Origin of the sequence: Paenibacillus kyungheensis, assembly GCF_028606985.1 — a bacterium.
GTDB lineage: Bacteria > Bacillota > Bacilli > Paenibacillales > Paenibacillaceae > Saccharibacillus > Saccharibacillus kyungheensis.
Map to the genome: position 1 here is coordinate 4,488,540 of NZ_CP117416.1, position 13,607 is coordinate 4,502,146.

Consider the following 13,607-nt stretch of genomic DNA (forward strand, 5'->3'; position numbering starts at 1 on the left):
ATTAAAAGTTAAGTTCTGCGTCTTTTAATAAAGGATGGCGTGTATCTTTGTCAGATAATACTGGATTCGATACCGGCCAATCGATATTTAGAGATGGATCATCCCAAGCAATACCGCGATCATGCTCAGGCGAATAATACTCATCTACTTTATAAATAACTTGAGTATTCGCTGCTAACGTACAGAAGCCATGTGCAAACCCTTGTGGAACTAACAATTGACGTTTATTCGCATCACTTAAAATAAATCCTTGCCATTGTCCAAATGTAGGTGAATCTTTACGAATATCCACAATCACATCATAAATCGAACCAGATATAACACGAATCAATTTAGTTTGTGCTTTAGGATTTAATTGGTAGTGCATTCCTCTCAGTACTCCAGGTTCAGCAGAAAGGGAATGATTATCCTGAATAAAATTATGTTTAATTCCATTTTCGTGCATTAATTTTTCATTATAACTTTCCATAAAAAATCCACGATGGTCGCCATGAACAACAGGTTCGATGAGCTTGGCACCCTCTAATGTTAAAGATGTGACTTTCATGATGATCCTCCTTACAGTTTGAGCTTACCGAACTCTTCGCCAAATACGATTTCTTGTGCTAGTTCATTTGCTTTTGCAAGCGATGCGTGCGTACCCGCGTCTGTCCACCAACCTGTAAGAATATCAAATGTTAACTCACCACGTTCAATATAAGCATTGTTTACATCTGTAATTTCTAATTCACCACGGTCAGATGGTTTTAACGTTTTAACAATATCAAATACATTGTTATCAAACATATAAATACCTGTTACAGCGAAATCGCTTTTAGGTGCTTTTGGTTTTTCTTCAATTGAAATAATACGTTCGCCGTCCATTTCAGCTACACCATAACGCTGTGGATCATGAACCTGTTGTAGCAACAATTTAGCACCTTGTTTTTGCTCACGGAAATTTTGTACAAATGGAGCAATATCATCAGCAAATACGTTATCGCCTAGAATAACAACCATTTGATCATCCGCTACAAAGTGTTCTGCTAGATCCAAAGCTTGTGCAATACCACCTGCTTCATCCTGCACTTTGTATGTAAATGTAACGCCCATATCGCTACCGCTACCTAGTAAGTTAACTACATCACCCATATGGTCTTTACCTGTAACGATTAAGATATCTGTAATATCAGCTTGTTTTAATTTATATACGGAATGAAAAATCATAGGATATTTGCCAACAGGTAAAAGATGTTTATTGGTTACTTTGGTTAATGGATAAAGGCGTGAACCTGTACCACCTGCTAAAATTATGCCTTTCATAAATAAAACCTCCAGTTTATTTATCGACTGCAATGAATAATACGCCTATTACAATAATAATTGCACCAATCCACTTCATTGGTGATACTGATTCGTGAAACATTAATACAGCTAAAAATATGCCTAAAACGTATGCAAGACTTTGAATTGGATATGCTATAGAAAGAGGCAATCTGGATAATACTACAAACCAAATTAAAGTAGCTACTACATACAAAAACAACCCTATAATGATAGTAGGGGAAAATAATGCTTTCCAAGCAGTAGCTAATGTTACTCCACCTATTTTTTCCAAACCTAATTTAAAAAAGGCTTGACCACTTACTAGCATCAAAATATTCAGTAACAATAATACATAGCTTACCATAGAATCAATTTTCAACGAATTAACTCTCCTTTTTACTATGATCTTTTTCTTTCATTTTCTCTAATTCATATCTCAAAATTCCAATTTCCTGAGATAATTCTTTAATTTTGATTGTTGATTTAGAGACTTCTAATGTTAAAGAAAACATGATCATGATGGTTCCTAGTAAAGTTAATAAAAATAAGGCATTAACAGGAAGTTCAATGCCCATAATGTGCGAAATATATGTGAATAATTTAGGGAATATTGCTAAAATAATACTCAAAATTGTAACTATGAACCACAAAATAGAGTACTTTAGTTCAAGCGTATATTTTCGAATCAAGTTAATTAAAATAAAAAAACCTACTAATGAGCCTAGTAACAAAATGATTTGAAGTTTTAGGGATACCATAAATTCTCCTATACCAATTCTTTTCTAAATTTATCAATTAATATAGCTGCTGAAACTTTAATCATATAGTAAACAGATTTTAAAGAAGTAATAGAAGATACTCCATTCGCTCTATGTTCCATAGTGACTGGGATTTCAAATACTCTTAAAGAATTTCTTTTTAAATACATAATTGATTCTGGTTCTGGATAATCAACAGGATATCTTTTTGCAAAAAGCTCAATTACTTTTCGGTTACATGCTCTAAATCCAGAAGTAGGATCTGTAATTAATTGGCCAGTAAGGAATAACAACAACTTAGAAAAGTAACTAATACCAACTCTTCTTAAAAATGTAGATTGAAACCCTTCTTTTTTTATATATCTAGAGCCAATAACTAAATCTGCATTATCTTCTAAAAGAGGTTGGATAATATCCTCTATATATTGAGGCTTATGTTGACCATCACCGTCTACTTGGATAGCAATATCAAAATGATGATGATATGCATATTTATATCCCGTTTGGACAGCTCCTCCAATACCAAGATTACAAGGCAGATTTACAACAGGTATATCCAAACTTTTACACACAAATGCTGTTCTATCTGAAGAACAGTCATTAATTACGATAAATTCCAAATTTGGATTACCTAATGATTTAATAGATTTAATCAAACCTTCTAAATTATTTTCCTCGTTATACGCAGGAATAATAACTAAAATCTTTTTATTAATTCTAATCCCCTCATTTCAAATATATGATATTTAAACAGCAGGAATCCAATATCGTATAATAAGCAAGAAAAACATTAACATACAACTAAAACTGCAAAATGCTATAAGCATTGTGTTAATAATTTCATTATGCTCAAATTTCAAATATTTAGAAAGTTTATTGTTATATAACAGAATAAGCGCAAGTAAGATAATAGGAATAAAATATCTTCCTTGTACTCCAGAAACTTGTGCATACCCTACTCCACCAATTGAAGGTATAGAAGTCCATGTCAAATATAATCCGGTTTCTATTAGTACAACAACAACTGCAAAAATAGCGAATATAAATAATCTCCGCAGTATATTAAACGATATGTTTTTATTACTGTCTATAATTGCTGTTAATAAAATAAGCAAGCAATAAAGATAAATAAAAGTTGGAGGGAAATTAGCATCTAACCAACCTAAATTTCCAATAAAACTATTTGTATAGAAGAAACTTAAATGATAAAAAGTTCTAGCAATAATCAAGAAATATTCAAAAGGATTACTCAATATGAATATAAGCTGATTTGTACTATCACTTTGATCCGGACCAAAATGTCCATGTATAGTACTTATTACTGCCCACAAAAGATAATTCACAATTCCAGCTAATGTTATTAAACTAAAATAAAGATATTTCTTTTTTGTACTATAAAACTTGCTGGTAGGTATTAAAAAGAATAAAAAGATAATTGGAAAATATACTTGCTTTAACTCAATTAAAACAAAAGAAAGTATACATAGTATAATGATATGTTTTCGATTTATTTTCTCATGCTTTTTATCAAAAGAGAGCTTGAGAATAAGGCTAATAAATAACAAACATATACTAATAACCATACTATCATAGCTTAGGGAAGACACCAATCCTAAAGTCATAGGCATACACAAAATTAAAAATAGTACTCTCTTGTAAAAAGGAATCCATTTAATTGCCTTATATGCACAAAAAATAAAAAACAATAAATTTCCTATTCTTCCTGCATACATATAACTCATAGGATTGATCAACTCAGATTTACCTAACGAAAAAATATAAATAAAGATTCTAAACAAGAGCATACTCAATGCTTGAGGAATATATAATAAAGGATTTGTTTCAACAGTACTAAATTGACTGAATACTTTTTCTGTATAATCTGTTGATGTAGTTATAGTTGAATAATACTTTTGGTAATTAAACTTCTGGCTAGCATCACCCATCATATACCGATTATCCGCCTCGAAATCAAGAACAGCTTTAGGAAGATAAAAACCTAACTCATTCTTTTCATTCGCTTGTGGAATAAAATCAAATTGTGAAACTAAAAATGCTCTCTTAAAGTGACTATCCTCATCGGCCATTTGAAAAGGCGGGGTAACAAAAATATAAAGTAATCCAAAAAATAATAAGATACTCAATAGTTTAAGTTCAATACTAAATTTTTGTTTTATTTGCTTGTCTTCGTTCTCCATTTCTTAATAAATTCTCCCTTTTCCTTAAACCATTTAGAATAAGGTTTTATTAAAATATACTTTAAATGATAAATCTCCGTCTTGATTTACTCCGTTAATTGTAAGATTCCCTTTAGGATAAGCATCGTTCTTTGATTTATACGCAGTTATGAACTTTCCAGCCATTCCATCCGTAGCTTTTATATATATATAATACTGTTTATTTTTTGAATATTTTATAGGCGGAAACCTAACATCGTAAAATGCATTATCAGCTAAGCTTTCAGCTTTTATAGTAGTTGAGTAAATATCGTTCGATTCACCATAGTTTCGAATTCCTAAAGTGATACGCCCTGCATTTACTCTACCATAAGTAGCAAGCTTAATAGAGAAACCACTTAGATTATTAAGGTCAGAATAAAATGATTGACCTACTTCTTTGTTATTTGTAATTTCTCCTATATTTTGGTCACCTTCAACTGAAATGACTTCTGTCATTTTGCCTATATTCCCACCATATACGTAAATAAAAAGAAGCACTAAAATGATAGGAATAATTGAACGTCTAAACCAATTTTGCTTCATAATTTTCACCATTGTGTTCAGTAGATTTCAATTGATAGCCGTACAAAGCCAACACTTCCCCTTCAAGATTCTTCCATTCTTTTCGCTGTGCTGTTTTCAAACCATTTTCTATAATTCGTTCTCTTAATGTAGAGTTGTTGCAAACTTCTTTAATCATCTGAAGTGCACTTTCAGGATTGCCTTGTTCATATAACAAACAATTATCTTCATGAACCAGATATTCTATATTCCCTTCATTTGGTGCAACCACTGCTACGCCGCCAGTAGCCATCATCTCAAGAGGTGGATAAGAGAAACTTTCTAAAAGACTAGACTTTAATAAAATATCGCAGCTTGCGTATACTTTTCCTACTTCATCGTGTGGCACTTTGTTTAAGAAATGATCCACTTTATACCATTCTTTAGGTTTGCCACTGTAAGAAAGATACCAGATTTCAAATTGATCTCGATCTAATTGATTGGTAATTTTAAAACTCTCATCAACATTTTTATAGTAATCATTAGAATTACCTTCAATTAATATTTTAATTTTTCCTTCAAATGACCGTTCTTTATACTGAAACACTGATAAATCTATTCCGTTTTCTACATAACCTGACTTTTTGTTATATTTATCCAATAACCACTGTTCACACCATTTAGATATGGTTATATATTTAATATCAGAGAAGAAATTGTAAGTTAGATTAGCCCAAGCACGCATATGATTACCAGGCTCATAAAAATTAGTTTCAAAATTTTGTACTAAATAATACTTTTCTCTGATCTTAGAATACATATTAAGAAATTCAGTCGTTGACCACAGAGTAGCCACGCATTTTCTAAAAAGACCATGAAAAGTGTGACGATGGTAAGAAATCACAACAATTTCTCCATCTTTATTAACAATATTTTTATCGTCTTCACTCATCGAAATAATTGTAACATCCTTGCCTTGATCTCTTAAAATATTACAATGTTTAATAACTACATTCACACCACCACTAATCTGAGTAGACGGAAGAACAAATGCAATATTATCATGCAATTTAGATTCAATAAATTCAAATAATTTATACCCGCTACTTAACGTTGTCCATCCACTTATAACACTAGAATATGCTTGTTTACCCAAAGCTTCACGATATGCTGAATCAGTGATCAACTTATCTAAATAGAATTTCCAATCTTCTATTGAATTACACAATATGCCATCTTGTTCATGTGTAACCACTTCTTTAAAAGCACCAATACTGCTAGCTACAGTAGGAATTTTTACAAGAGCAGCTTCTGTCCATTTATTCTCAGATTTAGCTTCGTTAAAAATAGACTGAACTAACGGCGCTAAATTGATATGAATATTTGCTATTAAATCTGGCAAATTTGTCCAATCTGTAAACTTCTCGAAAATAATACGATCTTTATAGTCACTTAATTCTGTAGGAATATCTAAAATACCTACTACTTTAAGATAAACATTACTATGTTTTTCGAACATTTCTTTAACTACATTGATAATCAAATTAAAATCTTCATTATGTGTTATGCTACCGCTAAAGTACCCCATAATAATACGATCATCTACTGCTCCAGTATTTTCGCTAGCTTTTAATTCTTTTTCTTTGAGTGCCTTTAATGACAAGTCTAGCATTTTTTCAGAAGCTACATTCCGATTAACAAATACTTCGTCTACATAATTATTTAATTCTGTAGCCAATGCTCCTGTGGTAGTAATCGCATAATCACACATTCTTAATGTTTTTTGAGTACGATTAACGCCATCCATATACTGATCAAGCTCATCTTTGCTCATAGTATTTAAATAATCAATTTCTTTAACATATTTATGATCAATTACTAGATCGTCAATATCAAAAAATACAGTTTTATTAAAATATTTTGCTTTTGTAATTAATTCTTCAACGACTTCTGTATGCGGACAACGAAAGAAAACAAATGCTCTGTAATAACGAACCATTTCAATATCAAGTTCTTCGTAATATACACTGTCGCAGGAATATCCATTAAAATGAAGCTGTTCAATTTGATGATCTACACGATAACGAGGTGGATGTGGAAGAGAACACCCATTTATAAAAAGAATGTCTTTGAAGTGATATTTAGAGGGTATATGTTTTTTTAGAATTCTTTTTTTTGTATATCCATACGCTTTTCTCATTAGAGCTTTGCTACCTTCATATTTCATCGTAGAGACCGTTTTTTTCATGAGTGTATTAATACCCAACTGTATCACCTTCACATAGTATATTTTTTAGAATCTTCAATTAACATTTTTTGCTTTTCTTTTATATAATTTTTTTTCTTTTCTCCACCGGCTGTAGAAGTAGGAGAAATTCTCCAATGATACAAAATTTTTGGGATATGCCAAACGTTAGCATTATTTTGAATCGCTCGTAGAGCTAAGTCCCAGTCTTGAACACCTTCGTATCCTATTCTGAACCCTTTGATTTGTTTTAATAAAGAGGTTCGATACACTGATAAGTGGCAAATATAATTCATATGCATAAGCAACTGGATACCCCAATTTTTTTTAAAAAAGGGCTGTACTCGTTTATTATCTAGCCATTTATCTTCATTGCTAAAAATAAGATCAACATCAGAATGTTCATTAATCACTTTTACCACTTCATATAAAGCAAAATCAGAAAGAATATCATCATTATCAAGTAAAACTATATATTCTCCTGTTGCCATTTCTAGTGCAGTATTACTACACGCGGATATATGTCCATTTTCACTACGATAAGTCACAAGAATTTTAGAATTTTGGGTTTGATATTCATCTAAAACCTTTTTGATATGAGGCATATTGGAACAATCATCTGCAATACAAAGTTGCCAGTTCGTATAATATTGTCTTTCAACAGACTCTATACATTCTTTCAAATAATCTTCCTGTACGTTATATACAGGAAGAATAATAGACATTAGTGGTTTATGACGAAAGTGTTTGCATTCATTCATAACGACATTAATATCATATTTTTCATGATTTTCGATCCATTTTTGGTACCAATTTTTACCACGCCATAATCGGAAAGGATGAAATTTAATTTGAAATCGAATCATATATTTAATAAAAGTATAGTACAGTAAAGAGAACATAAGCTTCTATCTCCTTCCTTACGTGTACTTAGAATAATAAAAATCACACAATTCTTCGATATTTCCTTCTTTAATCAATTGACCTTTTTCTAAAATAATACCTCTGTTACAAAGACTTCTTATCTGATCAATAGAGTGAGAAACAAGTAATACACTTGTACCTTCTTTGACCATTTCGTTGATTTTTGCTTCACATTTCTGTTGAAACTTAAAATCTCCTACACCTAGAATCTCATCTACGATTAAAATATCGGGTCTAGTTGAAGTAGCAATTGCAAACCCTAATCGAGCATACATACCTGATGAGAAGTTCTTTACAGGAACATCAATAAATTCTGCTAATTCAGAAAAATCAACAATTTCATCAAACTTAGCATTCATTTCTTTTTTGGAGTAGCCTAAAATAGCTCCATTCAAATAAATATTTTCTCTTGCTGTTAACTCTGTGTCAAAGCCTGCTCCCAATTCAATTAAAGGGGCCATGCGACCTGAAATATTTAATGTACCATTTGTTGGCTTTAAGACGCCTGCTACTGTTTTGAGAAGCGTGCTTTTCCCTGCTCCGTTAAGTCCTAGCACTCCAAATAATTCACCTTGTCTAACGTTAAATGTTACATCTTTTAATGCCCAAAATTTAGTATACGATATTTGATTTTTTAAGCGTTTAATCAAAAATTCTTTCAATCCACTTATTTTTTCAGTAGTCATATTAAAACACATCGAAACATTTTGAACATCAATAATTACATTACTATTCTCCATCATCAAACTCCTTAAATATAAAGGATAAATTTATCCTGACGTTGTTTGAAAAGATAAACTCCTATTAATAAAGTTACAAGGGCGTAACTTGCACATTGAATATTTAATTCTAACGGAGGAATATGTCCATACAGTAAAGATTCTCTAAAATGAGTCAAAAAATAAAACATTGGATTTCCAAGAAGAAGCGGCATATATTTATCTGGCATAATACTTACTGGGTAAATGATTGGTGTAGCATACATCCATGCTGTAATAAAAACACCATAAATATGTTCAACATCTCTAAAGAACACAACAATACTACATAAAATAAGACCTACACCTACACTAAATACAAATACATAAAAAATCGACAAAAAACTAAAAATAAAAGTATATTTAAGATCTACTCCTGTAATAAAACATACAATTAAAACTGCAATTAATGAGAACAACATATTTACTAATGAATACAAAACTTTGGATAATGGAAATATATATTTAGGAATATATACTTTTTTTATAATCTGGCCTGATGAATAAATAGAACTCATTGCTAAAGATGTGGAATCCGAGAAAAAAGAGAATAATACCTGTCCACTAATCACATAAGCTGCAAAATTCTCAACATTGAATTTGAAAAGTTCCTGAAATACTAACGTAATAATAATCATCGTTAATAGTGGATTAAGAACACTCCAAACAATACCGAGTACAGACCGCTTGTATTTAATTTTTATATCTTTTGCCACAAGCAACTTCAATAAATCTTTATATTTATAGAAGTTCAAAAAATATCGTTTTAGCTCCAACATTTGCGTATCGCCACCTAGTTGACTTGATTTTCAACTTCAAGTATTCATTTTCTAATACATTTTATAAAAATTACTGCATGCTCTAAAACAAAAAAAGTCACTAACTTGTCTAGTATACGTTAAAAGTTATAGAGCGTCTACTTCACCTATAATGCGATATTATGACTTTTTATATCTATTAGTTACTCTTTTTTAATACTCTGCCAATCGTTCGTAATGGCTTTGTTATTTTCCAAGATGTAGAATTTAACAACAAATTATTTTCATTACTTATGCTTTGATTGATAGATAAAACATTGTCGCGTTCTTTCTCTATTGATTGTAAACGTTCTTTAAGTTGCTCATAATCTTTTAATGTAGATTGCAAATCTTCGATTTCGGATTGTAAACCTTCTATTCTAGTGTCTAATTTTTGGAAAACATGTTCTGCATTCAATATTTCTATATGACCTTTAAGTGATAAATTTTCCAAAGTACCTTCAGTAATATTTATTAGAAATTCAGGTCTTAGTACTTGAAATTCTGTATAACTTTCTTTATGACCAAAAGAGTTAAGTGATATCATCTGAATATTTTTAGGATAATCTAATATATTAATATTGATTATATGTCCTTCTAAAGGAATCCATTTTAATCTTTTAATATTATTTATTTTATCCAAGTCTTTGAAACTAGTACTAAATTCTCTTCCTTCAACCAATAATTCTGCAGTGATTGCATCATTGTAATCAAAACCGTTTCCCGTATCTAAAAGCAATTTACTTATAATTTTAGGTTTTACTAACGGCATAATACTATTTAGTGTTTCGACATTTGTAATTGCTTTATCAGAGCATAAAGAAATTAGATACTTTCCATTATTCTCAGTAGGATATAAATCATCCATTCTGTAATATTCACTTTGGTTTTCTTCTACATGACATGCTCCAAGATAGCTAAATGTTCTAAAGCCTTGCCTAAACATGTATGTGTGTTTGAATTTACTTTGTAAAAACAATTCAAATTCACTCTCATAAAACTCTTTAATATGGAACGTATTTGTAAAACCAACTATATCTGAATATAATCTTTTATCAGGTGTAGACATAATCAATATGCCATCAGGCTTTAGCACTCTTCTTATTTCATTCAAAAATTTTTCTTGTGCCTTTTCATCCACATGTTCAATCGTCTCAAAGCTCACCACTACATCAACACTTTGATCCGGGATAGGTAATATTTGAATATCAGAAACTTTGAATTCAATATTCGTTGAATGGTATGCTGTAGTAGCCCATTCAATTGAATCTTCTGATATATCGATTCCCCAGACAAATTGGGCATGTTGTGATATAAGGTTAGTACCGTATCCTTCACCACAGGCAGCATCCAAAACTTTTTTGTTTTTTACCAAATCAAGAATAGCATGATATCTTTGCTTATGCTCAACTTCGATTTCACCAAAAACTTTATTAGGGACATACCGTTCGCCTGTAAAGTCCATTTTCTTCCTCCTTATTTAGCTAACATAAAATGAATTACTATATCAGAAAATAGTTATATCGATAATTGATAATAGTTCCTGTAATTAAAATATGCTAAAATAACTTAGAATTCTAACTTAAAAGGAGTTTAAAACATTGGCTAATCCAGTATACGGCAAACAGTTTAAAGCGTCCACCGAGGACGAAAAACGTGGAAGTATGTTTTGGGTCCTTAATATTTGTATGATTTTATTTTTATTATGGGCCCCGTTTCAAATTGCATTATTTAATGGTCTAGGTATCAGTTTTGAAAAGCCTCTCTTTTGGGCAATTATGTTGGTATGTATCCTAATGATTTTAGGACTCATTCAATTCAACAAAAAAGTACAATTGGATGATCAGCGGGATATGGTTGCATTATTAATCATTTTACTCCCTATCTCCTATATGATCTCTATGTTTTCGGCTGCCTCTTGGCATTATGCCGTAAATATGGTGTTAATTCAATGGATGTACGCATTTATTTTCGTAATTGGTATCTATCTGTTACGTGATCGTGTCTCGAATAAGATTATTCAAATTACGTTAATGGGTTCTGCTTATCTGATTGTATTCTTCGGATATATCAGTTGGTTCGGTCAAGGTTATCTAGGTGGACATTTAGTATCATGGTTTTCTAATGGAGTAGGTAACGGCGTCTACATTGATGCAGTTATGCAAGATTCCAACGGTTGGCGTTTAACTTCTGTATTCCAGTATGCAAATACATATGCAGCTTTCCTTATGGCTATTATGTTTGCAGGTTTATTTAATGCCAGCCGTCTCAAAACATGGTATGACCAATTGATCCATGGATTTATGTTGGTTCCTGTTATTTTGGCTTTAATTCTTACTTTGTCTCGCGGTGGTTTAGTTGTTTTACCATTTGTATTATTAATTTTGCTTCTATTACTTCGTCCTGCACAACAGATTTTATGGTTTATTAATCTGGTAATCGCAGGTATTGCAACAGCTGTTATCTTGAATCCAGTAACTGATATCGGACTACAAGTGATTGCAAAGTATGATGGTGCTATCGCTGCAAAAGGTTGGGCTTATCTATTAATCGCTTCCTTAATTGCAGGAGTACTGATTATGCTTGTTGGACGTTATATTGCACCTAAGCTTGAACATGGTGTAGAAGGATGGACAGCACGTCGTGGTGCTAGCCTTTGGATTCCGATCGGTTCTGCTTTACTCGGTATACTTATGCTTGTGTTATTGATTGCAACTAATCTACGTAATCTGTTACCAGCTAATATTCGTGTACGTTTTGAAAATATTAACTTCCAACAAAGTAGTGTATTGGAACGTTTTACTTTTTATCGTGATGCGATGAAATTGTTACGTGATTATCCACTGTTTGGTGCAGGTGGCGGAGCCTGGGGTGCTTCTTATGAAGCTTACCAGAATAACCCGTATGTCAGCCGTCAGGCACATAACTTCTTTATTCAATATTTAGTTGAAGTTGGCGTGATTGGTTTTATTATCTTTATTTTGTTTGTCGGATTTATTTTCTATAAATATATTCGTGGTTATTACAAAGCTAATCGTGAAGGTAAAGAATCTCACTTTATTTACTTTATTATCGTTGTATCGATCTTGATGCACAGTTTACTTGATTTCAACTTAAGTTATGCTTATATGAGTATTCTAGTCTTTCTAGGTCTAGGTGGTATGGCTTCTGCGATGGACTTAACGCCACTCAAGCGATTGAAAGCTCCTGCTGGAACGATAAGAGGTATTTACGTATCTTTAATCGGTGTTGTTGCGATTATTGTTGCTTTCACTTCACTTCGTTTCTCTGTCGCTTCTCAAGATGTTGTGGATGCTCAGAAGACTTCTCAAGTAGCAAGCCCAAGCTATGAAGATATTCGCGCTCCACTTGATAAAGCATTGGCTATACGGAGTACATTCCCAGATGCTGTTGTGTTTATGGGTTCCTTATTGACTCAAGTATTCCAACAGACTAAAGATGAACAATATTATAACGAAGATATTGCGCTTCTTACTAAAACACAAGAAAAAGAACCATTTAATAAAAATATTGTGAAACAGTTAGTAACGGCTTACCAATTGGGTGGTAAATCAGATGTAGCCTTTGATCTCCTTGTAAACAGTATTCCAAAATACAAATGGGATATTGAATGGTATGAGGGTGTAATCACTCAAGCCTATGCTCTTGGTAACCAGGCATATGAGAAAAAAGATAAAGCATCTGAAGAGAAATATTTTAATGCCGGTCTAAATGCTTATAAAGAAGTACAAGACGGTGTAGAATATCTCAAAACATTGCCTACTGGTCAGTTACAAGGTCGTGCTTTTGCTGTTACACCAAAAATTGCTCTAAATATTGGTAAAATTCAATTGATGCAAGGTAATACAGCTGATGCGGCAGCAACATTTAAATTAGGTCTAGCTGATGATCTAAATGATGAAACCAATCGTGAAGTTGCTCGCTATTATCTAGCTGCTTTGAAAAAAGAAAACCAAAATGATCAAGCTATCTATGATAAGTTAATTAAAATAGATGCAAAAGAAAAAGAACAAATTGATACCATTGTAAATACAAAATATAATCAATAATGTATAAGTATTGATTGAAATTTTATTAAA

At 31.7% G+C, this 13,607-nt stretch carries 13 protein-coding genes; 1 reads left to right on the forward strand and 12 read right to left on the reverse strand.

Features of this window, described 5'->3' with window-relative positions:
- Position 1 precedes the first annotated feature (1 nt).
- The 12 genes from rfbC to PQ456_RS19560 all read right to left on the reverse strand — a co-directional run bounded on the left by rfbC (position 2) and on the right by PQ456_RS19560 (position 10,972).
- Positions 2-547, reverse strand: a complete 546-nt coding sequence (rfbC, locus tag PQ456_RS19505) for a dTDP-4-dehydrorhamnose 3,5-epimerase (RefSeq protein WP_273613693.1) — start codon at positions 545-547, stop codon at positions 2-4.
- A gap of 11 nt (positions 548-558) precedes the next feature.
- Positions 559-1,302 (reverse strand): sugar phosphate nucleotidyltransferase, encoded by a 744-nt coding sequence (locus tag PQ456_RS19510; protein ID WP_204827228.1) that lies wholly within the window; start codon positions 1,300-1,302, stop codon positions 559-561.
- A gap of 16 nt (positions 1,303-1,318) precedes the next feature.
- The gene (locus tag PQ456_RS19515) at positions 1,319-1,684 is read right to left on the reverse strand and encodes an EamA family transporter (RefSeq protein WP_307300698.1); all 366 of its coding nucleotides are present in this window, start codon (positions 1,682-1,684) and stop codon (positions 1,319-1,321) included.
- A 4-nt stretch (positions 1,685-1,688) separates the two neighbouring features.
- Positions 1,689-2,063, reverse strand: a complete 375-nt coding sequence (locus PQ456_RS19520) for a DUF2304 domain-containing protein (protein WP_273613694.1) — start codon at positions 2,061-2,063, stop codon at positions 1,689-1,691.
- An 8-nt stretch (positions 2,064-2,071) separates the two neighbouring features.
- Positions 2,072-2,779: a glycosyltransferase family 2 protein gene (locus PQ456_RS19525; protein ID WP_273616363.1), complete on the reverse strand. Its 708-nt coding sequence runs from the start codon at positions 2,777-2,779 to the stop codon at positions 2,072-2,074.
- A gap of 30 nt (positions 2,780-2,809) precedes the next feature.
- On the reverse strand, positions 2,810-4,261 hold the full coding sequence (locus tag PQ456_RS19530) for a DUF2142 domain-containing protein (protein ID WP_273613695.1): 1,452 nt from the start codon (positions 4,259-4,261) through the stop codon (positions 2,810-2,812).
- A gap of 33 nt (positions 4,262-4,294) precedes the next feature.
- Positions 4,295-4,825 carry a hypothetical protein gene (locus PQ456_RS19535; protein WP_273613696.1) on the reverse strand — a complete coding sequence of 177 codons (531 nt, stop codon included), beginning with the start codon at positions 4,823-4,825 and terminating at the stop codon, positions 4,295-4,297.
- Positions 4,806-7,049, reverse strand: a complete 2,244-nt coding sequence (locus PQ456_RS19540; RefSeq protein WP_273613697.1) for a glycosyltransferase — start codon at positions 7,047-7,049, stop codon at positions 4,806-4,808. The genes PQ456_RS19535 and PQ456_RS19540 overlap by 20 nt, the downstream gene beginning before the upstream one ends.
- Before the next feature lie 11 nt (positions 7,050-7,060).
- Entirely contained in the window at positions 7,061-7,930 is an 870-nt protein-coding gene (locus PQ456_RS19545) for a glycosyltransferase family 2 protein (protein ID WP_273613698.1), read from the reverse strand.
- A gap of 18 nt (positions 7,931-7,948) precedes the next feature.
- Complete coding sequence (locus tag PQ456_RS19550) at positions 7,949-8,692, reverse strand: ABC transporter ATP-binding protein (RefSeq protein ID WP_273613699.1); 744 nt, start codon at positions 8,690-8,692, stop codon at positions 7,949-7,951.
- Between the two features lie 11 nt (positions 8,693-8,703).
- Positions 8,704-9,489 (reverse strand): ABC transporter permease, encoded by a 786-nt coding sequence (locus tag PQ456_RS19555; RefSeq protein ID WP_273613700.1) that lies wholly within the window; start codon positions 9,487-9,489, stop codon positions 8,704-8,706.
- A 178-nt stretch (positions 9,490-9,667) separates the two neighbouring features.
- Positions 9,668-10,972 carry a methyltransferase domain-containing protein gene (locus PQ456_RS19560; RefSeq protein WP_273613701.1) on the reverse strand — a complete coding sequence of 435 codons (1,305 nt, stop codon included), beginning with the start codon at positions 10,970-10,972 and terminating at the stop codon, positions 9,668-9,670.
- A gap of 136 nt (positions 10,973-11,108) precedes the next feature.
- On the opposite strand from PQ456_RS19560, the gene PQ456_RS19565 reads away from it, so the two are divergent.
- Complete coding sequence (locus tag PQ456_RS19565) at positions 11,109-13,577, forward strand: O-antigen ligase family protein (RefSeq protein ID WP_273613702.1); 2,469 nt, start codon at positions 11,109-11,111, stop codon at positions 13,575-13,577.
- Positions 13,578-13,607: the final 30 nt, after the last annotated feature.

Coding starts and splice junctions, on each gene's coding strand:
- PQ456_RS19510 (WP_204827228.1), bottom strand. CDS start 1,302: ATGAAAGGCATAATTTTAGCAGGTGGTACAGGTTCACGCCTTTATCCA.
- PQ456_RS19550 (WP_273613699.1), bottom strand. CDS start 8,692: ATGGAGAATAGTAATGTAATTATTGATGTTCAAAATGTTTCGATGTGT.
- rfbC (WP_273613693.1), bottom strand. CDS start 547: ATGAAAGTCACATCTTTAACATTAGAGGGTGCCAAGCTCATCGAACCT.
- PQ456_RS19530 (WP_273613695.1), bottom strand. CDS start 4,261: ATGGAGAACGAAGACAAGCAAATAAAACAAAAATTTAGTATTGAACTT.
- PQ456_RS19535 (WP_273613696.1), bottom strand. CDS start 4,825: ATGAAGCAAAATTGGTTTAGACGTTCAATTATTCCTATCATTTTAGTG.
- PQ456_RS19560 (WP_273613701.1), bottom strand. CDS start 10,972: ATGGACTTTACAGGCGAACGGTATGTCCCTAATAAAGTTTTTGGTGAA.
- PQ456_RS19555 (WP_273613700.1), bottom strand. CDS start 9,489: ATGTTGGAGCTAAAACGATATTTTTTGAACTTCTATAAATATAAAGAT.
- PQ456_RS19545 (WP_273613698.1), bottom strand. CDS start 7,930: ATGTTCTCTTTACTGTACTATACTTTTATTAAATATATGATTCGATTT.
- PQ456_RS19520 (WP_273613694.1), bottom strand. CDS start 2,063: ATGGTATCCCTAAAACTTCAAATCATTTTGTTACTAGGCTCATTAGTA.